The organism is Vibrio sp. Vb0349, from assembly GCF_033338975.1.
The window spans coordinates 16,588-36,902 of record NZ_JAWOTS010000029.1; the positions used below are offsets into that span (position 1 = coordinate 16,588).

The following is a 20,315-nucleotide window of genomic DNA, read 5'->3' on the forward strand; positions in this document are numbered from 1 at the left end:
CTCATTCGAGAACGTTAGAGTAAGCAATAGTCATCAGGAGAGACGCAATGGCATTATGGGGCGGAAGATTTACCCAAGCGGCAGACACCAGATTTAAAGAGTTCAATGATTCGTTGCGTTTTGACTACCGATTGGCTGAGCAAGACATCGTAGGTTCAATCGCATGGTCTAAAGCTCTGCTTTCTGTTGATGTGCTATCGGCAGAAGAACAGCAAAAACTGGAACTTGCTTTAAATGAGCTGAAGTTAGAAGTGATGGAAGACCCTCACCAAATTCTTCGCTCTGATGCAGAAGATATCCACTCTTGGGTTGAACAGCAGCTAATCAGTAAAGTGGGAGATTTAGGTAAAAAACTCCACACTGGGCGTTCTCGGAATGACCAAGTCGCCACAGACTTGAAACTTTGGTGTCGTCAGCAAGGTCAGCAATTATTGATTGCTTTAGATCGCCTACAAGCACAAATGGTCCATGTTGCTAAACAGCACCAAGGCACCGTATTGCCAGGCTATACTCATCTTCAGCGTGCTCAACCTGTAACCTTTGCTCACTGGTGCTTGGCTTATGTTGAAATGTTCGAGCGTGACTACTCTCGTCTGAATGATGCCTTACAGCGTCTCGACACTTGTCCACTTGGCTCGGGTGCTTTAGCGGGAACGGCTTATCCGATTGATCGCGAACAATTAGCACATAATCTCGGTTTCCACCGTGCTACGCGTAATTCACTCGATTCGGTTTCAGATCGTGATCATGTGATGGAACTGATGTCGGTGGCGTCGATTTCTATGCTGCACCTTTCTCGTCTTGCAGAAGATATGATCTTCTACAATTCAGGCGAGTCAAACTTCATTGAGTTAGCGGATACGGTGACATCTGGTTCGTCATTAATGCCACAGAAGAAAAACCCAGATGCACTTGAGTTGATCCGTGGTAAGACAGGGCGTGTCTATGGCGCATTATCGAGCATGATGATGACAGTTAAAGCCTTGCCATTGGCGTACAACAAAGACATGCAGGAAGATAAAGAAGGGTTGTTTGACGCTTTAGATACATGGAACGACTGCATGGAAATGGCAGCTCTGTGTTTTGACGGTATTAAAGTGAATGGCGAGCGCACACTAGAAGCGGCGAAACAAGGTTACGCAAACTCGACGGAGTTAGCTGATTACCTAGTGGCGAAAGGCATCCCATTCCGTGAAGCTCACCACATCGTCGGTGTCGCGGTCGTTGGTGCTATTGCTAAAGGTTGTGCGCTAGAAGAGCTGTCTATCGAAGAGTTAAAAGCCTTCTCAGAAGTCATTGAAGCGGATGTGTATGACATTCTGACTATCGATTCGTGTTTGGAAAAGCGTTGTGCTTTGGGTGGTGTTTCGCCTCACCAGGTCGCTTACGCGGTAGAACAAGCGGATAAGCGCCTGAGCCAGCGTGACAGCTCGGCGGTGAAAGTGCGTCCTGCACGTTTGACGGACATTGAAACGTTGGAAGGTATGGTTGCTTACTGGGCGAACCTTGGTGAGAATCTTCCGCGCTCTCGTAATGAGCTCGTGAGAGATATTGGCTCTTTCGCGGTGGCTGAGCATCATGGTGAAGTGACGGGTTGCGCTTCTCTATATGTGTATGACTCAGGGTTGGCTGAAATACGCTCTCTTGGTATCGAAGCGGGCTGGCAAGGCCAAGGGCAGGGCAGTGCGATTGTGAACTATTTGGTTGAGAAAGCGCGCCAGATGGCGATCAAGAAAGTCTTTGTTCTAACGCGAACGCCTGAGTTCTTTATGAAGCAAAGCTTTTTACCGACATCGAAGTCATTACTGCCGGAGAAAGTTCTGAAAGATTGCGATCAGTGCCCACGTCAACATGCATGTGATGAGGTAGCGCTTGAGATCAATTTAATGGAGCAAGTGATCCAAAAAACGCATGTGGCATGAACTGAAGTTGTGGAGTGATTTTATTAGCATTCAATGACATAGTCATTTTCCTGTTTACTTACATCAGTATTCGCTAAAAAAATCGAAAAAATTTGGAACCTTTGAGAGGAAGCCCGGTCTATTAAAGTACCACTGCTTTTTCTTAGAAGAATCTAAGAGAGCCCCAGAACTGACATTGGTTTTGGGGCTTTTTTCTATCTGTCACTTTTCTCTTTTTTATTCGCCTTTTTTTGTCCCTTTCGACGTTGCCAAGGCAAGATGACAAAACGCATCCATAAGTGTAGAAACAACAAAACGTTGAAAGCGAAGCCGGCAAAGATCAAAGCGATCGACTCGATGCTTTGTGGTTCATCTTTGAGCGTAAACCACCACACAATCCAACACAGTACAGAAAGTACCGTCAATTGATCCAAGCATCGTTGGCAACGTCCAAGTTTTTTCCAAAACCAATGTTCCTCGCAGCGGCGACAAGTCATAGTGTTTTCCAAACCATTAGTGTTGCTTCAGATTATATATCTAACTAAATGGTGGAAAGCGTTTCTTACACGGGCTTAGAGCGCCATGACACAACCAAAAATGGAAAGTTAGCTTTGTAAAAGCTTTGTGGCACGTAATTGATGTATGGTGCGCTGTCAGTCTTTAACAGGAAATATAATGATGTCGACAGAGTTGAAACTTGCGCTGAGTATCGCTGGTGGGTTCTTTATGATCGGTGTTGTCGCGATTTGTATGGTCAGCCGCTATGCAATGATGGCAGCGTAAGAGAGATTTCATTGCGCCGAAGTAGTAAAGCAAAGCCTCGTTGATGACGAGGCTTTGCTTTATATTTAGATAGAAGCCTGAAAGCGTTAGCAGCCAGGGCCGCAGTCAAGACAATGTTTCACCATTTCTGGCCCTAAGTGTAGTTTTGCATTCAAATCACGTAGAGCGGTGCGGACGCCTTCTTCAATCACTGGGTGATAGAAGGGCATATCTAACATCTCAGAAATCGTCATCCTATTTTGGTGCGCCCATGCTAAAAGGTGAGCAAGATGCTCTGCATTCGGGCCCATCATTTCTGCACCTAAAAAACGTCCAGTGCCTTGCTCTCCGTAGACATGCAGAATACCTTTATTACGAAGCATGACGCGCGAACGTCCTTGATTTTCAAACGAGACTTCACCGGTTGCGAAACATCCACATGTGCCTAGACGTGTTTCTAGTTGCTTATATGTTTCTCCAACCATAGCAATTTGAGGGTCGGAGAACACGGCTGAAATTGGTGAGCGACGCAGACCCGCACGAATATCTGGGAAACGGCCTGCGTTGTCTCCAGCAATACGGCCTTGGTCAGCGGCTTCGTGCAGCAGTGGAATTTGGTTACTTGCATCACCTGCGATGAAGATGCTCTCTACCGAAGTTTGCAATGTATAGTGATCCGCCGTTGGTACGCCACGTTCATCGAGCGCCACATTGGTGTTCTCGATCGCCAGCTTATCGACGTTTGGACGACGACCCGTTGCGGCCAATACGTAATCGACAACGAAAGTTTCTAATTCGCCATCATGGTTGATGAATTGGATTTCGACCTTGTCTTCGCCGTCATTGTCTGACGAAGCAATGCGTTTCATGCTTTCGACTTTTACATCTGCATCAAGGTAGAACTCTTCCTTAAAGGCTTTATCTGCATACGCCATCACCTCTGGGTCTGTCAGTGGGCCCACTTGTCCTCCAAGGCCAAAGAGCTTCACGTTCACTCCTAGGCGGTGTAAAGCCTGACCCAATTCAAGGCCGATGACTCCTGGGCCAAATACTGCCACGGACTCTGGTAAGTCATCCCAGTCAAATACATCATCGTTAATCACTAGGCGATCACCCAGTTCATTCCAAGCTGCCGGATATGTCGGACGAGATCCTGTCGCAATAACAATGCGCTGTGCGGTGACCTGAGTATGATCATCTATGATGAGAGTGTGGTCATCGGCAAACTTCGCGTAGCCCGATAGTTTGTCTTCAGCGGGAATATCATCGACACTTTCAAGCACAAAGCCAACAAAACGATCGCGTTCGCGCTTTACACGATCCATAACTTCTCGTCCGTTAATTAGTACTTCACCTTGCGGGTGTATCCCAAATCCAGGTGCTTTTTCGATTTGATGAACACTTTCTGCTGCCGCAATTAACAGCTTAGACGGCATGCATCCGACACGAGCACAGGTTGTTCCGTAGGGACCGCCCTCAATCATTACCACGCTGTTGGTATGAGCTTTTGCTGCTCGATAAGCACCAAGACCAGCCGTCCCGCCACCAATAATCGCTACGTCGACATTAACTTGTTTCATCGTGAACTCTCGCTTTTGTTTTAAGCCAAGCTAGCTACATTGAGCTTGGAGAGTGAATTGGATAGTTGAATCTGGATAAGTAGTCACCTTATTGGCAGATAACTACTTATCTAGACTAGTAGAAGAAGTGGTTTAGGGTTGGCCTCCGAGCCAAAAGGCACCGGAGACCGAGGGTGTAGGCTATGGACAGCTTAGCCTAGATACGCTTCTAGCTCTTCGCTACCGCCGATGTGCTTGCCACCGATAAAAACTTGTGGAACAGTCGTGCGACCAGATATAGCTCGTAGACTAACTGTTGTTGCGTCTTTACCCAGAATCACTTCTTCATATTGAAGACCGTGGTCAATCAGATTTTGTTTCGCTTTCATACAGAAAGGGCAGCCTGGTTTAGTGAACACCGTGATGGATTCTTGCGTTTTGTAGTCAGGCGCTATGTAGTTCAGCATCGTATCTGCGTCTGACACCTTGAATGGGTCGCCTGGTTCGTTTGGCTCAATGAACATTTTTTCCACTACGCCATCTTTTACTAGCATGCTGTAACGCCATGAACGTTTGCCAAAGCCGATGTCGTTTTTATCCACTAACATACCCATGCCATCGGTGAATTCACCATTACCATCCGGGATGAAGGTAATGTTTTCTGCTTCTTGGTCTTGTTTCCATGCATTCATCACGAACGTATCATTGACCGAGACACAAATAATCTCATCCACTCCGTGCTCTTTAAATACAGGGAACAATTCGTTGTAACGAGGTAGATGGCTTGATGAACATGTTGGAGTAAATGCACCCGGTAAGCTAAATACGATAACGGTCTTACCTTTAAATAGCTCATCGGTCGTTACATTCACCCAAGAGTCACCTTGACGAACTGGAAAAGTAACTTGAGGGACTTGTTGACCTTCTTTAGATACAAACATAATGATTTCCTTTAACTATTTTAAATTATGCGTATAGAGCTTAGCGTTTTTCGTCGCTCTGTTTCGTTTTGTTGAGCCCATTATTGTAAAAATCCTTTGATAGCTCTAATCGTTTGGTGTTATGGTTTTGATAGGTATTAGCTATTGTTAAAGAAGCGAAGCGTGAATTATGAATATTCGAGATTTTGAGTACTTAGTTGCACTTGCGGAACATAAGCACTTTCGCAAAGCGGCAGAGGCATGTTTTGTTAGCCAGCCAACATTGAGTGGGCAAATTCGTAAACTAGAGGATGAACTCGGGACCACGCTTTTAGAGCGAAGCAGCCGACGTGTTTTGTTTACCGATTCAGGGTTACAGCTGGTGGAGCAGGCTAAACGCATCTTAAGTGAAGTGAAAACCTTCAGAGATATGGCAAGCGGTCAAAGCGGAGCCATGACTGGACCGATGCATATTGGTTTCATCCCGACGGTTGGGCCTTATCTATTACCCAAAATTCTGCCGCAGATAAAAGAAGCATTTCCTGAGTTGGAACTATTTCTGCACGAAGCTCAAACACATCAATTAGTGCGTCAATTGGAAGAAGGCAAACTAGATTGCTTAGTTTTAGCTTCGGTTGATGAAACTGCGCCATTTAAAGAGATCGAAGTGTATCAAGAGCCATTAAGTGTCGCAGTGCCATGTGACCACGAGTGGGCCTCTCTCGACCATGTTGATATGTTGGAGCTGAATGGTAAAACCGTTTTAGCGTTGGGAGACGGCCACTGTCTGCGAGATCAAGCGTTAGGTTTTTGTTTTGCCGCTGGTGCAAAAGACGATGAGCGTTTTAAAGCCACCAGCTTGGAGACGTTACGCAATATGGTTGCTGCCGGTGCGGGGATTACGTTATTGCCTCAGCTTTCTATCCCTAATGAGAAGCAAAAAGATGGCGTATGCTACGTACCAGCTGTTAACCCAACCCCCTCGCGTAATATCGTGCTCGTATACCGTCCGGGCTCACCATTACGAGCTAGGTTTGAAGCTTTAGCAGCGAAGATTAAAGAGGTGTTGGCTTCTTATCCATCATTGAATGCTGCAGCATAAAAAGCAGAAATAAAAAAGGGAGAGCTTGATGCTCTCCCTTGTGCTTTTGTGATTTAGAACAGTTCTTCTGCGCCAGAGCCTGAAGAATAAATACTATCTTCTAAACGGTCGCCAGCGTATTCGGTAGGCTCCGTGCCTTTTTCAAAGTATTCGAACATTGATGTGCTATCTACCTTGTGCGTTAGCATACCGCTGTTGCGATCAATACGAACTCGAATAATATCCTCTGGAATATTTTTACCTTGCTCCGGCGTCCCTTCTAGCGCAACACGCATGAAGTCAATCCAAGCTGGCTCTGCGGTTTTCGCACCCGACTCGGCACCAGAAATTTGGCCTTGCCCTAGGTTGCTGTTAACGGTGGTGCGGCCAAGTGCACGTGAGTGATCATCAAAGCCAACCCAAGCTATGGCAACGACACCAGGTCCATAGCCATTGTACCAAGCATCCTTGGAATCATTCGTTGTACCCGTTTTACCCCCGATATCACGACGACCAAGTTTTTGCGCGCGCCAGCCTGTACCATTCCAACCTGTGCCTTCACGCCAGTTACCGCCACCCCAAATGTTGCTGTACATCATCTCACGCATTAAGAATGCATTCTGTTCAGAGATAACTTGCGGTGCATATTGAGGTTCATCATTTTCAAGGGCATTGTCTGTTGCAAGGCCATCAATCGCGACGTCTTGTTCGCCAAATTCATCAGCGTAGCGATTTTCTGGCTGCTCGCTCATTTGCGGACAATCCTTATGACAAACACTCTTTGGATTGGCTTTAAACAGTACTTCACCGAATGCATCTTCCACGCGTTCTACATAGAATGGTTCAACGTAATAACCACCGTTCGCAAACACAGAGTAACCTTGTGCCACTTTCATTGGTGTTAAGCTGCCAGCTCCGAGTGCGATGGTCTCAGAGCGTGGTACTTGGTTAATATCAAAACCGAAACGAGTAAGGTACTGACGTGTCTCCTCGAGGCCAACTTCACGGAGTGTACGCACTGCCATGACGTTTTTTGATTGAGCTAAGCCGAGGCGAAGACGCGTTGGACCACCATAAGTCGGTGGTGAGTTTTTTGGTCGCCAAGCTGAACCAGAACCTGCATCCCACTTGTTAATCGGCGCATCGTTAATCAAAGTGGCTAGAGTTAGTCCTTTGTCAATTGCTGCCGAGTAGATGAAAGGCTTGATACTTGAACCAACCTGACGCACTGACATGGTTGCACGGTTAAACTTGCTGTGAACAAAGTTGAAACCACCAACCAGCGACAATATCGCGCCATTTTCTGGGTTCATCGCAACAAACGCGGTGTTTGCTGTCGGCACTTGGCTCAGTTTCCAGCTCAGTGTTGTGTTGTCATCTTCATCGGTTTCACTTACTTCGCGAACCCAAACTTGTTGACCTGTCGCTAGCACATCATGCGCTGACTTTGGTGTTGAGCCTTGGCGGTTATCAGTAATGTACTTACGCGCCCAGTGCATTCCAGTCCAAGGGATGGTTTGCTCTTCATGGTTCTTAACCCATACTTGTGCCGTCTTATCATCGACTTTCGTCACAACCGCAGGGTAAAGGTCACCATAAGTTGGCTGTTTCTTCAGGTGCTTTTCTATTTGCTCATTGTCCCAGGCCGCTTCCCCTTCTTTCCAAAGTACACTTTCTGCACCACGGTAGCCATGACGTTCATCGTATGACAAGAGGTTATTTACCGCAGACGTATTTGCAGCATCTTGCAGTTTAGAATCCACAGTCATGTAGATATTCAAGCCAGAGGTGTAAGCTTCTTCTTCACCGTATTCTTTTACTGCCCATGCACGAGCCAACTCTGCTACGTAAGGTGCGGAAAGCTCAATCTCAGCGCTATGATAACGCGCCACGATAGGTTCATTGCGTGCTTCGTCATACTGCTCTTGTGTAATGTATTTCTCATCAAGCATTCGCATTAATACAACGTTACGGCGTTTTGTTGCGCGCTCAAGAGAGTAAATTGGGTTCATGGTTGATGGCGCTTTTGGCATACCAGCGAGTGTTGCAATCTCACTTAACGTCAATTCATCAAGGCTCTTGCCAAAATACACTTGAGCGGCAGCACCAAAGCCATATGAGCGGTAACCAAGGAAGATTTTATTGACATAAAGCTCCATGATTTCTTGCTTACTTAAAAGCTGCTCAATATGGATAGCAATAAAAATCTCTTTAATCTTACGCATGATCTTCTTCTCATTAGATAAGAAGAAGTTACGAGCTAGCTGTTGCGTAATCGTACTTGCACCCTGTTTAGCCGAGCCTGAAACCGCAACAACAACAGCTGCACGAGTGATGCCGATAGGGTCGATACCAGGATGCTCATAGAAACGACTATCTTCGGTTGCGATGAGCGCGTGAATTAAGTCTTGAGGAATTTCGTCATAAGTAACAGGAATACGACGCTTTTCACCGAACTGTGCGATCAGCTTCCCGTCTTGACTAAACACCTTCATAGGTGTTTGTAATTCAACGTCTTTTAGAGTTGCAACATCTGGCAATTCAGGCTTCACGTACTGATAGAAGCCAAATATTGTGGTGACTCCAAGAATTATGCAAATCAATGTTAAAAATAATAAACGCTTTATGAACTTCACCGGAGAATCCCTGATTGGTTGAGGCTGTGTAACGGCAAACCCTTGTACTCTTAGGTCAAAAATTTAGCACATAAGAGATATTAACTCTTATTTGGATGCTAATAACAACCTTTGCACGAAGAAATTTCGGAGCGAGAGTAAGAGATGGATAAGCTAATCGTTACCGGCATCGATATAGGCCATAACAGCCTCAAAGCCGTAGTACTTAAACCCACAGGCAACAATTACGCTCTGTTGGGTTACAAAGAAATATTACTAAAGGAAGGTATTGTCGCTGAAAATAACACCATAAATCATCAAGAAATTGTAAAGACCCTCAAGCAGATAAAAAAAGAACTGCCTTTTGGCGCTAAAAAAGTTGCGATCTCAGTTCCTGATAACTCGGTAATTAGCAAGAAACTGCAAATAGAACAAAATCTTGAAGAGAGTGAAGTTGAGTTTGCAGTGATACAAGCCTTTTCTCATCAATCGCCATTCCCTGTCGAAGAGCTGAGTTTAGACTTCGTTCGTCTTCGCGCTGAGGGCGGGCAGAGTGGCAGTGATAGCTATCAAGTGTTTGCGACAAGAAAAGATGTGGTAGAAGGCCGAGTCGATGCATTACAAAAGTCCGGACTAAAACCTGTTTTAGTGGACGTGCATTCGCAAAGCCTTGGTCATATCTGGAAGCTCACCGCCGATCGCTTTCCTGACAAAAACAAATACTGCTTACTCGATATTGGCACCTTATCGAGCTCCTTCACCATGTTTACCGAACAAGGTGAACTGTTTCACAAAGAGTTTGCTTACGGCACACGCGGAGCAAACAGCGCTTCTCCAGTCGATTTTCTGTCCGATGATGCTCAGGAGAAAACAGAGCTGTTTAACCGTCAAATCATAGAGCGAGTAAAGCGCCAGATGCAGCTCTATACCTCAATCAATGGCTCACAAAACATCAAGGGTATCTGGTTATCAGGGGAAGGGGCCTCCACTCCCATGCTCGCAGAGGAGTTGTCTCAACAATTGTCGTTAGAGTGTGAATTGCTAAATCCGCTAGGGCTATTTGAGATGAAGGTGTCTAAGCGTAAGCGTCGTGCTGTGGATTGGCAGCATTTCTCAACAGCAGCCGGACTGGCCGTTCGTGGCATTCATTGGCTGGGAGGCGCCCGTGCTTTATCGCATTAATTTACTTCCTTGGCGAGAGAATCAAAGAGAAGAGCACCGACGTCGTTTCATCAGTTTGGTCGCATTAGGCATGTTGGTCGCTGTTGGCATCCAGTGGGGTATTGGAAAGTTTTTTGAGTACCAACAAGATCAACAACAGGATCGGCTCGATTACCTCACTCACTACATTGCCGAACTCGACCAGCGTATTGAAGCAATGAAAATTGCAGAGCAAGAGCACAGCAAAATCCTCGAACGCCTAAAGGTCGTTGAAGGTTTACAAAACGGACGAAACAAAACGACCGAGTTCATGAACTTAATGCCTGCCGTTATCCCTGAAGGTGTATATGTCGACAAGATCAAAATGAATGATCTGGAAATTGAGATCTCTGGGATCTCTGATAGCACTCCAAAACTTGCCACGATGCTGGACAACATGGAGCGCTCGGCCAAGTTGAACGACGTAGAAATGCATTCCATCGTTCACGGCAAAGCCCGTTTTGGGAAAGAGTTTCAAACATTCAAAGTGTCTTTCATGTTCAAAGTAACGGAGAAGAAATTGGAGGCTCAACGTGGTTGATTGGCAGGATCTCGAAATCGATGAAATGGCCGAGTGGCCATTGTTGCCCCAGATTATAGTAATCGCGCTTCTGATCATGGTGATTCAAGGCTTAGGTTATTGGTTTTACCTTAAACCGAAAGACGAACAGTTGAATCACTTGATCCAGCAGGAGCAGACACTCAAGGTGGCATTGAAGATCAAAGCGAACAAAGTGGCAGCGTTGCCTCAGCTTCAATCTCAATTGGATGAACTTACCACCCGTTACGAGTTATTGCTGCAGCAACTGCCTGCGCAAAAAGAGCTGGCTACAATGCTCGCTTCAGTGAATGAACTTGGCATCGACAATAAGCTGACTTTCACCCGAATCGACTGGGGCGAAAAACAATCAGAGCACTTCCTTTATCGTCTCCCTTTAAACATTGAGTTAACGGGTGACTTTCATGACATCGGCCATTTTTCTCAGGCGATAGCGACGCTACCTCGAATCATCACGTTTAAAGATGTGACTTGGCAACGTGTCAGCCAAGAGAGCGAAACTCTGCACTTTCGGGTGCGCGCTAACACCTATCAGTTTAAGCCGGAGGAGACGAAAAATGACAAATAAGTCTTTGTTGCTGGTACTGATGGGTTCTCTATTGATGGGCTGCCAGGCGAATGATGAATCATTGACGGATTTTATTCGAGGAGTGGAAACACAGGCGCGTCGAGAGGTCGAGAAGCTTAAGCCCGCAGACAAGTATGTTGCAGTCACGTACGCACCGGAAGTACAGCGTGCACCCTTTGAATTACCCAAAGAAGCCACTATCGCGACTCAGCCAGTTGCAAGAAAAGATTGTTGGCAACCGCCCTCAAGAAGGCGAACTGGAAAATTAGAAAAATTCCCATTAAGCCAATTACGTTTGAAAGGGGTCATGGGCATGGATAACACGGTTTCTGGCCTCGTTCAGGCTCCCAATGGCACCGTCTATAAAGTTAAGCCGGGTCAATACCTTGGACGCAATAATGGCAAAGTGACCCATGTCAGCCACTCCTATTTGTTGATTAATGAAACGTTGCCCGACGGCTTAGGATGTTGGCAAAAACGTAAAGTTAAGTTGGCTTTGAGATAGCCCCATTTATTTTTGATATTGAGTAATGAAAATGAGACAAGGATTAACACGTACACCAAGGATACTTACTGGGCTCTTCTCCTTATGGTTGTTTGTATTTTTAGCCCCTTTAGCGGCAGCAGAAGAAGTTTCGTCCAATGCCCTAAAAAGTATCGACTTTCGAACTAATAAAGATAAAGACGCCGTGATTGTCGTCGAATTGGCGTCACCGGCCGCGATTGTAGATATCAAGCGTGTACAGGAAGGGTTAAGTATCGATTTGCTTAACACTTCAGTAAAAGACGAGCAATTGTATCTCCTAGACGTGAAAGACTTTTCGACTGTGGTTGAGAGCGTAGAAGTGTTTCGCGACACCTCGACGACGCGCTTGGTTGCGCACATCAATGAAGAATACAAGCATGATTACCGTTTAACGGGGCGTTTTTTGGAAATCAAAGTAGCGAAGATCAAACCTAATGAGAAAGCTCCAGATAAAAGCATTTTAGAAAGAGAAGGTAAGCTTATTTCGATTAACTTCCAAGATATTCCTGTGCGAAACGTCTTGCAGCTTATTGCTGATTACAACCAATTCAATTTGGTTGTCTCCGACTCTGTAGAAGGCAACCTCACGCTTCGTCTTGATGGTGTCCCTTGGCAGCAAGTGCTGGATATTATTTTGCAAGTTAAGGGGTTAGATAAGCGTGTTGATGGCAACGTGATTTTAGTTGCTCCGACTGATGAGTTGGACTTGCGTGAGAAGCAGCAGTTAGAAAAACAAAAACTTACGGAAGAAATGGGAGAGCTTTCATCTGAAATCATCAAAGTTAATTTTGCTAAAGCATCAGACATTGCGGAGATGATCAATGGAGAAGGAAATATCAGCATGCTGTCAGAGCGCGGCAGTATGACCATTGATGAGCGAACTAACTCGTTATTGATTAGAGAGTTACCTGAAAACATCGAGGTGATTCGAGAAATTATTGAGTCTTTGGATATTCCAGTTAAACAGGTTCAAATTGAGGCGCGTATTGTGACCATCAATGAAGGTAACATGGACGAGTTAGGGATTCGTTGGGGTTTTACGTCTATTAATGGCAGTAATACAGTGGGCGGTTCTATTGAGAACAACCTTGCCACGATCGGTCTCTATAATGGAGAAGGGGGTGATGACGGTGGTGACGGTGATGGAGTAGGGATCGATGACTTCCTCAATGTAAACTTAGCTGCAACCAGTCCGAATGCCACCAGCATTGCTTTTCAGGTCGCAAAGTTAGGTTCAGACACCTTGTTGGATCTTGAGCTTTCTGCTCTGCAACAAGAGTCTAAAGCTGAGATTATCTCGAGCCCACGTTTGATCACTACCAATAAGAAACCTGCCTATATCGAACAAGGTACAGAGATTCCTTATCTTGAGTCATCATCAAGTGGTGCAACGACGGTGACGTTCAAAAAGGCGGTATTAAGTTTGAAGGTAACCCCGCAAATCACACCGGATAACCGCTTAGTATTGGATTTAAGTGTCACGCAAGATAGACCAGGACAAGTCGTGAAGACAGGCACTGGTGAAGCGGTTGCGATTGATACTCAACGTATCGGGACGCAAGTGTTAGTGAATAACGGTGAAACGGTCGTTCTTGGTGGTATTTTTCAGCACAGCATTACTAACTCGGTGGACAAAGTGCCTTTGTTGGGCGACCTGCCGCTATTAGGTGCTCTTTTTCGTCGAAGTTATGAGAATGTTGGCAAAAGTGAGCTGTTAATTTTCGTCACGCCTAAGGTGGTGATTCAGTAGTTCTGTCTCGGGAAAAACTGATTAAATCAAAAATAAAGTTGCAATAGTGGCACCATGCTTGGATAATTTCGGGTCTTATCACGAATTATCTGTGAGGAACTGGTGCCACAAGCCTTGTAGAACAGCAGTTTAGCTGTGTTTTCTTGTGGCGATCTTATTGAATCAATGTTGTAAATTACTGCTAAACATGGCTGAGAAACGTAATATTTTCCTTGTTGGCCCAATGGGCGCCGGCAAAAGTACAATTGGTAGACATCTAGCACAGCAACTGCATATGGAGTTTGTTGACTCCGATACAGTGATCGAAGAACGCACTGGTGCAGACATCTCTTGGGTTTTTGATGTAGAAGGTGAAGAAGGCTTCCGCAAGCGTGAAGAAGCGGTACTTGAAGACCTAACACAAGAGCAAGGCATCGTGCTTGCGACTGGCGGTGGCTCTGTTAAGAGCAAAGAAAACCGCAATCGTCTTTCGGCACGTGGTGTTGTTGTTTACTTAGAAACGACGATTGAAAAGCAACTTGCGCGTACAAACCGCGACAAGAAGCGTCCTTTACTTCAAACGGATAACCCTCGCGAAGTATTGGAGCAATTAGCTGAAGAACGTAATCCTTTATATGAAGAAGTAGCGGATTACACTGTTCGCACTGACGATCAAAGTGCAAAAGTGGTAGCCAACCAGATCGTAAAAATGCTAGAAGAGAGATAAGTCTTTATCTTTTTTTTAATTGGAGCAAACCGATGGAACGGATTACGGTCAACCTAGCTGAGCGTAGCTACCCAATCTCTATTGGCGCCGGGTTATTTGAGGACCCGGCGTACCTCTCTCAAGTTCTCTCAAACAAAAATGCAAAACAAAAAGTTGTTGTGATCAGTAATGTCACAGTGGCGCCTTTGTATGCAGACAAAATTTTAAAGCAACTCGAGCAGCTCGGTTGTAGTGCATCCTTGTTAGAATTGCCTGACGGTGAACAGTACAAAAACTTGGATGTATTTAATCAAGTAATGAACTTCTTACTGGAAGGGAGTTATGCTCGTGATGTTGTGATCATCGCGTTAGGTGGTGGTGTTATTGGCGACCTTGTGGGTTTTGCGTCTGCCTGTTACCAGCGTGGGGTCGACTTTGTTCAAATACCGACCACATTACTATCCCAAGTGGACTCTTCGGTTGGTGGAAAAACCGCGGTTAACCATCCGTTGGGTAAGAACATGATAGGTGCGTTTTACCAACCTAAAGCCGTGATCATTGATACCAACTGCCTGTCGACGTTGCCTGAACGTGAGTTCGCTGCGGGTATCGCCGAAGTCATTAAGTACGGCATTATTTACGATGCAGATTTTTTTGTATGGTTAGAAGACAATCTTGAGCGCTTGTATGCGTTGGATGAAGAAGCACTAACTTATGCGATCGCACGTTGCTGTGAAATAAAAGCGGAAGTGGTGGCTCAGGATGAGAAAGAGTCGGGCATCCGTGCTTTGCTTAACTTAGGTCACACCTTTGGCCATGCGATTGAAGCGGAACTTGGCTATGGCAATTGGCTGCATGGTGAAGCGGTATCTTCCGGCACTGTTATGGCGGCCAAAACGTCGCATCTACGCGGTCTGATCTCGGAAGAGCAATTTGAGCGTATTGTTGCGATTTTGCGTCGTGCAAAACTGCCTGTGCATACTCCAGACAGTATGAATTTCGATGACTTCATCAAGCACATGATGCGAGATAAGAAAGTCCTCTCTGGTCAATTACGATTGGTTTTGCCTACAGGCATTGGCACTGCCGAGGTAATTGCTGATACGACGCAAGACGTACTCAAACAGGCGATAGACTTCGGTCGCGATATTTAACCTTGTAATGGCGCCTTTGGGCGTCATTCTTGTAGTGTATTAAGGTTATTAGATGAGTGTTGCTCACGTACTGGAATTAGATTCTCAAATCGAGTTGCTTGATAGATTAGGTCTACTGACTAACTTTGGTTCCAATCTCATTGCGATTAATGGTCATGATGGGTACGGGAAATCTTGGTTAGCGCAGCGATACCTTGAAGTGGGTGCCAGTAACAAGAATCAATGTTTGTTACTTTGTCATTCTAATCAAGACGATGTGCAGCATCGCGTCCTTATTTTGAGTCAACTGGCTTCAGACGCATTGTTTAATCAGCAAGAGCCTTTACTTGATAGCCTTGAAAGGCTTTTAGGTGATGAGCCGTGTGACATTGCAATTGTTGTAGATGATGCGCATTTATTGAGTGAGACACTTATCTCTGAGCTTTGGATGCTGGTCTTAGAGGCGCACCATAAGCCAAATTGGACCATCAATGTCTTACTGTTTACACAGTCTGGACGTTTAGAAGGTTTGCTAGCACGTCTCAGTTATGGACAAGAGATAAAGCCTGTTGAGCTTGATATTGATATGTTGTCCGAAGTGGAAGCTCGTCGTTTCTTTGAGTCACTTGTAGCGCGCTACGTCGATGATGAGTCTGAGAAACGGGTTCGAGATGCATTTAAAAAAGTCGACCCAGTACCGGGGGACATCATGGCGTTAGGAGAGATGAAAGTGGAAAAAAGGATCATTATCCGCTCGATTGTCGGTTCACCCCTGAATATTGCGTTGGTGGTATTAGTATTACTGTTGCTTGCTGCTGGTGGCTATTGGTGGATGCTTAGTCAACCAAGTCCTGATGATAAGGCGCAGCAAATTGCTGGCAGTTTAGAGCAAACGGCTATTCCAACTTTTGAAGAGTCAGGAATCAGTGCAGCGCAGTCTTCACTGCAACCTGTAACCGATGGCTCTAGCAGTCCTGATAAGTCTGGTGCGGTTGATGATTCTGATTCATTACCGCCAGCAGTGACAGAAGAAGTAGCGAGCGTAGGCAGTGATGACAATCAACAAAGAGTGGTGATTGAGTCGAATGTGGTCGATGCATTGCTTGAAGGTAAAACTGATTCAGCAGACACAAAAGCGATTGATGACGTCGTAGGTATTGAGAAGACAGAAACCGCCGATGAAACTAGCTCTCCTTTGATTAAAGTCGTAAAACCGAATCAAGATATGGCGCAAGCACCTGCTCAGTCAGAAGAGGGTGACGTAAACCAACCTGTTGTGAAGTTTTCATTTGCCCGTGAAGAACTAAAAGCGCTATCGCCAAGAGCTTATACTTTACAACTCGCAGCTATGACCTCAATGGAAGATGTACAATCCTTTCTCAATGAGCATCAACTGAATAATCAAGTGCGAATTTATCCTACCGTTCGTAATGACACCGAGTGGTATATCATCACATATCAAGATTATCCGACAATTCAAATGGCTCGTGATGCCGTCGCAAGCTTGCCAGATTCGGTTAAGTCGGTGAGTCCTTGGGCAAAATCACTCCGTCAGGTTCACCGTGAAATTGAACGAGTGAAATAAACCTGAGCTTCCCTGAAAAATATGTTACATTCCGCAGCCTTAATTTTTGGTCGATAGATAGAGCAGTAGATGAAAAAGCAACGAGCCTTTCTTAAATGGGCAGGAGGAAAATACGGACTGGTTGAAGACATCCAACGTCATTTGCCGCCGGCTCGAAAGCTAGTTGAACCTTTTGTTGGTGCGGGCTCAGTGTTTCTGAATACCGATTATGACCATTATCTACTTGCAGATATCAATCCAGATTTGATCAATCTGTACAACCTGCTGAAAGAACGCCCTGAAGAGTATATCTCTGAAGCGAAGCGTTGGTTTGTCGCTGAGAACAACCGCAAAGAAGCCTACCTACACATTCGCGCTGAGTTTAATAAAACCGATGACGTGATGTACCGCTCTTTAGCGTTTTTGTACATGAACCGCTTTGGTTTTAATGGCCTATGCCGTTACAACAAAAAAGGTGGCTTCAATGTACCGTTTGGCTCTTACAAAAAGCCGTATTTCCCTGAGGCGGAATTGGAGTTTTTTGCAGAAAAAGCCAAAAAAGCTACGTTCGTTTGTGAAGGTTATCCTGAAACATTTCGTCGTGCGCGCAAAGGGAGCGTCGTGTATTGCGATCCACCTTATGCGCCGCTTTCAAATACGGCAAATTTCACCTCATACGCAGGTAATGGTTTCACGTTGGACGACCAAGCTGCATTAGCCGACATTGCTGAAAGAACAGCGACTGAACGTGGCATTCCTGTGTTGATTTCTAACCACGACACTACCTTGACACGTCGGTTGTATCACGGTGCGGATCTTAATGTGGTAAAAGTAAAGCGTACCATTAGCCGTAATGGTAACGGTCGTAATAAAGTTGATGAGCTACTTGCGCTTTTTCATGCCCCAGACATGGATAAATCAAGCTCTTAATTCTCACACTATTATATCTAAATAGTGGATCTCCCCACTGGCTTCGGTAGAATTGCGCGCAGATTGTTTGCTCATTACTACTGAGGTCAGGTATGAAAGATTTTCTTATTGCTCCATCCATTTTATCGGCAGATTTTGCTCGTCTCGGTGAAGATGTAGAAAAAGTACTCGCAGCGGGTGCGGATGTGGTGCACTTCGACGTTATGGATAACCACTATGTACCAAACCTGACTTTTGGTGCGCCTGTGTGTAAAGCACTACGCGATTATGGCATCACAGCGCCAATCGATGTTCACCTAATGGTGAAACCCGTTGACCGTATTATTCCTGATTTCGCAAAAGCGGGTGCGTCGATGATTACGTTCCATGTAGAAGCTTCTGATCATGTAGACCGTACACTGCAGTTAATTAAAGAGCACGGCTGTCAGGCTGGTGTGGTACTAAACCCAGCAACGCCACTTGCAAGTCTTGAGTTTATTATGGATAAAGTCGACATGATTCTACTGATGTCGGTAAACCCTGGTTTTGGTGGTCAATCATTCATTCCTCATACACTAGATAAACTGCGTGCCGTTCGTAAGATGATTGACGAGTCTGGCCGTGATATCCGCTTAGAAATCGATGGCGGTGTGAAGGTTGACAACATTCGTGAAATTGCAGAAGCGGGCGCAGACATGTTTGTTGCAGGCTCGGCGATTTTCGGTGAGCCAGATTACAAACAAGTGATCGATCAAATGCGCGCTGAACTGGCTGAAGTTAAATAAGCACCGATAAGCCAGCGCAATAACACGCTGATTTTAAAGGCTGCCAGCTTGTTGGCAGCCTTTGTGTTTTCTAGTATTAGAAGAAATTAAATATCCACTGCGCTGAGCAAATAATCACTTGCCTATTTTACGCCCTTTCTGTACTATTCGTGCTCCTTAAACTCAGTCAATTATCTTTAGTTCCTTGCTTCCTCTGGACGACTGAGCCATTTGTGGAAGCTGAATAATCCGTAAGGAGCAACCAATGCGTCATTACGAAATCGTATTCATGGTGCACCCAGATCAAAGCGAGCAAGTTGCTGGCATGATCGAGCGTTACACTGGTTCAATCACTGAAGCTGGCGGTAAAATCCACCGTCTAGAAGACTGGGGCCGTCGTCAACTGGCTTACCCAATCAACAAGCTTCACAAAGCTCACTACGTTCTTATGAACGTTGAAGCTGACCAAGCTGTAATTGATGAGCTAGAAACTGCTTTCCGTTTCAACGATGCAGTTCTACGTAACATGATCATGCGTACTAAAGCAGCGATCACTGAGCAATCTATCATGCTTAAGCAAAAAGAAGAGCGTGCTCCACGTCGTGAAGAGCGTTCTGAAGCTAAGCCTGAAGCTAAGTCAGAAGCTGCTGAGTAAGTTTTCTTATGGCCAATCGAATGGAGCTGAGCGGCACCATTGCCAAACCGCCCATTCGTAGTAAAAGCCCTGGTGGCATTGAACACTGTCGGTTTTGGCTGGAGCATCGCTCTACTATTATCGAAGCTGACTTACCTCGACAAGTTTATTGTCGTATGCCGGTAGTCGTCAGCGGGCTTGGGTCACAAGCACTAACTCAGAATTTAGTTCAAGGCAGTAACATTAAGGTAAGTGGTTTTGTCACTTATCAAACCGGCCGAAATGGCGTGGGAAAATTAGTGTTACACGCCGACAACATTACTCAAATTTAAGATCAGGAGATAGCCCATGGCTCGTTTCTTCCGTCGTCGTAAATTCTGCCGTTTCACTGCAGAAGGCGTACAAGAGATTGATTACAAAGACGTAGCAACTCTTAAAAACTACATCACTGAAGCTGGTAAAATCGTACCTAGCCGTATCACTGGTACAAGCGCTAAGTACCAGCGTCAACTAGCACGTGCTATCAAGCGTTCACGCTACCTAGCTCTACTACCGTACACTGACAAGCATCAGTAATCGGTTCATTTTATTAAGAAAGAGGATTAAGCAATGCAAGTTATTCTACTTGATAAAATTGGTAACCTAGGTGGTCTTGGCGATACTGCAAACGTTAAATCTGGCTACGCTCGTAACTTCCTTATCCCACAAGGTAAAGCAGTTATGGCAACTAAAGCTAACGTTGAAATGTTTGAAGCTCGTCGTGCTGAACTAGAAGCTAAAGTTGCTGAGCAACTAGCTGCTGCAGAAGCTCGCGCAGAGAAAGTTAACGCTCTAGAAGCGGTAGTTATCGCTTCTAAAGCTGGTGACGAAGGCAAACTATTCGGTTCTATCGGTACTCGTGACATCGCTGACGCTATCACAGCTGCAGGCGTTGAAGTTGCTAAGAGCGAAGTTCGCCTTCCTGAAGGTGCTCTACGTAACACTGGTGAGTTCGAGATCAGCGTTCAACTTCACTCTGAAGTTTTCGCGACAGTTAACCTACAAGTTGTTGCTGCTGAGTAATTCAGTATCAAGACGAAATACTAAAAAGCACCTCCTCGGAGGTGCTTTTTTTATTTTCAGCCCTAAACCACCTACTTCAGTAGGTGGTTATCATCCGTTTCGGCTTTGCCTGTAAAACTACTC

At 45.4% G+C, this 20,315-nt stretch carries 20 protein-coding genes; 16 read left to right on the forward strand and 4 right to left on the reverse strand.

Features of this window, described 5'->3' with window-relative positions; genetic code table 11:
• Window positions 1-47: 47 nt before the first annotated feature.
• Complete coding sequence (gene argH, locus R7Q47_RS20415; protein WP_005381331.1) at window positions 48-1,922, forward strand: argininosuccinate lyase; 1,875 nt, start codon at window positions 48-50, stop codon at window positions 1,920-1,922.
• A 194-nt stretch (window positions 1,923-2,116) separates the two neighbouring features.
• Here argH and R7Q47_RS20420 read toward each other — a convergent pair whose 3' ends face one another.
• From R7Q47_RS20420 to R7Q47_RS20430, 3 genes are all read right to left on the reverse strand, one after another.
• Window positions 2,117-2,398, reverse strand: a complete 282-nt coding sequence (locus R7Q47_RS20420; protein ID WP_137282406.1) for a DUF3624 domain-containing protein — start codon at window positions 2,396-2,398, stop codon at window positions 2,117-2,119.
• A gap of 372 nt (window positions 2,399-2,770) precedes the next feature.
• The gene (locus tag R7Q47_RS20425) at window positions 2,771-4,243 is read right to left on the reverse strand and encodes a dihydrolipoyl dehydrogenase (protein ID WP_154204991.1); all 1,473 of its coding nucleotides are present in this window, start codon (window positions 4,241-4,243) and stop codon (window positions 2,771-2,773) included.
• Between the two features lie 191 nt (window positions 4,244-4,434).
• Window positions 4,435-5,163 (reverse strand): redoxin family protein, encoded by a 729-nt coding sequence (locus R7Q47_RS20430; RefSeq protein WP_005382781.1) that lies wholly within the window; start codon window positions 5,161-5,163, stop codon window positions 4,435-4,437.
• A gap of 169 nt (window positions 5,164-5,332) precedes the next feature.
• On the opposite strand from R7Q47_RS20430, the gene oxyR reads away from it, so the two are divergent.
• The gene (gene oxyR / locus R7Q47_RS20435; protein ID WP_005381326.1) at window positions 5,333-6,244 is read left to right on the forward strand and encodes a DNA-binding transcriptional regulator OxyR; all 912 of its coding nucleotides are present in this window, start codon (window positions 5,333-5,335) and stop codon (window positions 6,242-6,244) included.
• Between the two features lie 53 nt (window positions 6,245-6,297).
• Here the strand turns inward: oxyR and R7Q47_RS20440 are convergent, their stop codons facing one another.
• Window positions 6,298-8,859: a penicillin-binding protein 1A gene (locus tag R7Q47_RS20440; RefSeq protein WP_005381325.1), complete on the reverse strand. Its 2,562-nt coding sequence runs from the start codon at window positions 8,857-8,859 to the stop codon at window positions 6,298-6,300.
• Between the two features lie 144 nt (window positions 8,860-9,003).
• On the opposite strand from R7Q47_RS20440, the gene pilM reads away from it, so the two are divergent.
• The 14 genes from pilM to rplI all read left to right on the forward strand — a co-directional run bounded on the left by pilM (window position 9,004) and on the right by rplI (window position 20,192).
• Window positions 9,004-10,020 (forward strand): type IV pilus biogenesis protein PilM, encoded by a 1,017-nt coding sequence (gene pilM, locus R7Q47_RS20445; protein WP_017821733.1) that lies wholly within the window; start codon window positions 9,004-9,006, stop codon window positions 10,018-10,020.
• A complete protein-coding gene (locus R7Q47_RS20450) occupies window positions 10,004-10,579 on the forward strand; it encodes a PilN domain-containing protein (RefSeq protein ID WP_054577259.1) in 576 nt (191 codons plus the stop codon). Before pilM ends, R7Q47_RS20450 begins: the two co-directional genes overlap by 17 nt.
• Complete coding sequence (locus R7Q47_RS20455; protein ID WP_064354357.1) at window positions 10,572-11,165, forward strand: type 4a pilus biogenesis protein PilO; 594 nt, start codon at window positions 10,572-10,574, stop codon at window positions 11,163-11,165. The genes R7Q47_RS20450 and R7Q47_RS20455 overlap by 8 nt, the downstream gene beginning before the upstream one ends.
• The gene (locus tag R7Q47_RS20460; protein ID WP_151514393.1) at window positions 11,155-11,670 is read left to right on the forward strand and encodes a pilus assembly protein PilP; all 516 of its coding nucleotides are present in this window, start codon (window positions 11,155-11,157) and stop codon (window positions 11,668-11,670) included. The genes R7Q47_RS20455 and R7Q47_RS20460 overlap by 11 nt, the downstream gene beginning before the upstream one ends.
• 25 nt (window positions 11,671-11,695) lie before the next feature.
• Complete coding sequence (locus R7Q47_RS20465) at window positions 11,696-13,441, forward strand: type IV pilus secretin PilQ (RefSeq protein ID WP_053307551.1); 1,746 nt, start codon at window positions 11,696-11,698, stop codon at window positions 13,439-13,441.
• Window positions 13,442-13,628: 187 nt separating this feature from the next.
• A complete protein-coding gene (gene aroK / locus R7Q47_RS20470) occupies window positions 13,629-14,147 on the forward strand; it encodes a shikimate kinase AroK (RefSeq protein ID WP_005381319.1) in 519 nt (172 codons plus the stop codon).
• Between the two features lie 32 nt (window positions 14,148-14,179).
• A complete protein-coding gene (gene aroB, locus R7Q47_RS20475; protein ID WP_005382764.1) occupies window positions 14,180-15,280 on the forward strand; it encodes a 3-dehydroquinate synthase in 1,101 nt (366 codons plus the stop codon).
• Window positions 15,281-15,332: 52 nt separating this feature from the next.
• A complete protein-coding gene (locus R7Q47_RS20480; protein ID WP_154204992.1) occupies window positions 15,333-16,844 on the forward strand; it encodes an SPOR domain-containing protein in 1,512 nt (503 codons plus the stop codon).
• A 69-nt stretch (window positions 16,845-16,913) separates the two neighbouring features.
• Complete coding sequence (locus R7Q47_RS20485) at window positions 16,914-17,753, forward strand: Dam family site-specific DNA-(adenine-N6)-methyltransferase (protein WP_005382762.1); 840 nt, start codon at window positions 16,914-16,916, stop codon at window positions 17,751-17,753.
• A gap of 92 nt (window positions 17,754-17,845) precedes the next feature.
• Window positions 17,846-18,517 (forward strand): ribulose-phosphate 3-epimerase, encoded by a 672-nt coding sequence (rpe, locus tag R7Q47_RS20490; protein ID WP_005381300.1) that lies wholly within the window; start codon window positions 17,846-17,848, stop codon window positions 18,515-18,517.
• A gap of 244 nt (window positions 18,518-18,761) precedes the next feature.
• The gene (rpsF, locus tag R7Q47_RS20495) at window positions 18,762-19,151 is read left to right on the forward strand and encodes a 30S ribosomal protein S6 (RefSeq protein WP_005381299.1); all 390 of its coding nucleotides are present in this window, start codon (window positions 18,762-18,764) and stop codon (window positions 19,149-19,151) included.
• Between the two features lie 8 nt (window positions 19,152-19,159).
• Window positions 19,160-19,462, forward strand: coding sequence for a primosomal replication protein N (gene priB / locus R7Q47_RS20500; RefSeq protein WP_005381298.1), 303 nt, complete (start codon window positions 19,160-19,162; stop codon window positions 19,460-19,462).
• A 16-nt stretch (window positions 19,463-19,478) separates the two neighbouring features.
• On the forward strand, window positions 19,479-19,706 hold the full coding sequence (rpsR, locus tag R7Q47_RS20505) for a 30S ribosomal protein S18 (protein WP_000090472.1): 228 nt from the start codon (window positions 19,479-19,481) through the stop codon (window positions 19,704-19,706).
• Window positions 19,707-19,739: 33 nt separating this feature from the next.
• Complete coding sequence (gene rplI, locus R7Q47_RS20510; RefSeq protein WP_005382760.1) at window positions 19,740-20,192, forward strand: 50S ribosomal protein L9; 453 nt, start codon at window positions 19,740-19,742, stop codon at window positions 20,190-20,192.
• The last annotated feature ends 123 nt before the right edge of the window (window positions 20,193-20,315 follow it).

Bases quoted from the DNA above. Each gene is read 5' to 3' on its own strand.
- R7Q47_RS20465 (WP_053307551.1), top strand. From the start codon at position 11,696: ATGAAAATGAGACAAGGATTAACACGTACACCAAGGATACTTACTGGG.
- oxyR (WP_005381326.1), top strand. From the start codon at position 5,333: ATGAATATTCGAGATTTTGAGTACTTAGTTGCACTTGCGGAACATAAG.
- priB (WP_005381298.1), top strand. From the start codon at position 19,160: ATGGCCAATCGAATGGAGCTGAGCGGCACCATTGCCAAACCGCCCATT.
- aroB (WP_005382764.1), top strand. From the start codon at position 14,180: ATGGAACGGATTACGGTCAACCTAGCTGAGCGTAGCTACCCAATCTCT.
- R7Q47_RS20430 (WP_005382781.1), bottom strand. From the start codon at position 5,163: ATGTTTGTATCTAAAGAAGGTCAACAAGTCCCTCAAGTTACTTTTCCA.
- R7Q47_RS20485 (WP_005382762.1), top strand. From the start codon at position 16,914: ATGAAAAAGCAACGAGCCTTTCTTAAATGGGCAGGAGGAAAATACGGA.
- R7Q47_RS20460 (WP_151514393.1), top strand. From the start codon at position 11,155: ATGACAAATAAGTCTTTGTTGCTGGTACTGATGGGTTCTCTATTGATG.
- aroK (WP_005381319.1), top strand. From the start codon at position 13,629: ATGGCTGAGAAACGTAATATTTTCCTTGTTGGCCCAATGGGCGCCGGC.
- R7Q47_RS20420 (WP_137282406.1), bottom strand. From the start codon at position 2,398: ATGACTTGTCGCCGCTGCGAGGAACATTGGTTTTGGAAAAAACTTGGA.
- rplI (WP_005382760.1), top strand. From the start codon at position 19,740: ATGCAAGTTATTCTACTTGATAAAATTGGTAACCTAGGTGGTCTTGGC.
- rpe (WP_005381300.1), top strand. From the start codon at position 17,846: ATGAAAGATTTTCTTATTGCTCCATCCATTTTATCGGCAGATTTTGCT.
- pilM (WP_017821733.1), top strand. From the start codon at position 9,004: ATGGATAAGCTAATCGTTACCGGCATCGATATAGGCCATAACAGCCTC.
- rpsF (WP_005381299.1), top strand. From the start codon at position 18,762: ATGCGTCATTACGAAATCGTATTCATGGTGCACCCAGATCAAAGCGAG.
- R7Q47_RS20480 (WP_154204992.1), top strand. From the start codon at position 15,333: ATGAGTGTTGCTCACGTACTGGAATTAGATTCTCAAATCGAGTTGCTT.
- rpsR (WP_000090472.1), top strand. From the start codon at position 19,479: ATGGCTCGTTTCTTCCGTCGTCGTAAATTCTGCCGTTTCACTGCAGAA.
- R7Q47_RS20425 (WP_154204991.1), bottom strand. From the start codon at position 4,243: ATGAAACAAGTTAATGTCGACGTAGCGATTATTGGTGGCGGGACGGCT.
- argH (WP_005381331.1), top strand. From the start codon at position 48: ATGGCATTATGGGGCGGAAGATTTACCCAAGCGGCAGACACCAGATTT.